We start from the raw sequence: 1,080 nt of genomic DNA, 5'->3' as shown, positions 1-1,080 counted from the left end.
GCCAACGCGTTCGATCGGCGTGCGTGGCAGCGGGGTGAGAAGCCGAAGGTGCAGACGCGGCTGCTGGCGGGCGGTGTTGCGCTGGTCGTGGTGGCGGCGACGGTGTTCGGGGTGGGTGCGCTGATCTCCTACCAGCAGGACCGGGAGGAGAAGGAGCGCAAGGAGAACGCGGCGACGAGCCGGCGGCTGACCGATCCGGTCGAGAAGCCGTCGCCGAGCCCGTCGGCGGGGAAGCCGTCGGCGTCGCCGAGCGCCCGGGCGAAGCCGGAGGGCGGTGCGGAGGCGGCGCGGGTGGAGCCGCGGAGCCCCACGCCGAAGGCCGAGGTCGCGAGGGGCGGCCCGAAGTCGCGGTTCCCCACGGGCCCGAACTTCCAGACCACCACCGACGTGCTGCTCCGCAACGTGGTGACGGGCCTGTGCGCGGACGTGCCGGGGTTCGGCAAGGGGACAGAGGACGGGCCGGTCGAGCAGTACCGGTGCACCAGGTCCACGAAGGACAACCTGCTCTGGGATCTGGTGGTCAACCAGCCCGGCGCGGGACCGGGCGGTGCGGACCTGTTCACCATCCGCAACGCCAAGGACGGCTTCTGCATGGACGTCCACGCATACGGGCCGCCGAAGATGCGGACCCGCGTGAACGAGTTCTACTGCAGGCCGGGCAGCGGCGACAACCAGATGTGGTACCTGGAGCGGAAAGGGCCGGGCCGGTTCTGGATCCGCAACCACAAGGGCGGGATGTGCCTGGAGGTGGCCGGTGAGAAGGGGGCGGGCCGGCAGGGCGCCGACCTGCTCACCTACCCGTGCTCGATGACCGACGACCACCTCTGGTCCTTCGCCTGACCGTGACGATCGCCTTCACCATCCGACGGATTCGACGACCAGCGAGGAAGCACAGATGAGCGAGCAGGACGACGTCGAGCGCAAGCGCCGGGAACGGGTGAGTCTGGCGAACGCGTTCGATCGGCGTGCGTGGCAGCGGGGTGAGAAGCCGAAGGTGCAGACTCGGCTGCTGGCGGGCGGTGTCGCATTGGTCGTGGTGGCGGCGACGGTGTTCGGGGTCGGTGCGCTGATCTCCTACCA

General features: G+C 70.2%; 2 protein-coding genes. Both read left to right on the top strand.

Annotated features, from left to right (window positions below; all coding sequences use genetic code 11):
- Nucleotides 1–840, top strand: an 840-nt coding sequence (locus BJF79_RS40270) for an RICIN domain-containing protein (protein ID WP_262403287.1), incomplete at its 5' end; no start/stop codon positions are given.
- A 55-nt stretch (nt 841–895) separates the two neighbouring features.
- On the top strand, nt 896–1,080 hold a 185-nt coding region (locus BJF79_RS40265; RefSeq protein WP_143220819.1), incomplete at its 3' end, for a hypothetical protein.

The organism is Actinomadura sp. CNU-125, assembly GCF_001942465.1.
Classification (GTDB): domain Bacteria; phylum Actinomycetota; class Actinomycetes; order Streptosporangiales; family Streptosporangiaceae; genus Spirillospora.
Note: the sequence above shows the minus strand (reverse complement) of the source record. Positions and strands in the feature narration are given on the sequence as shown.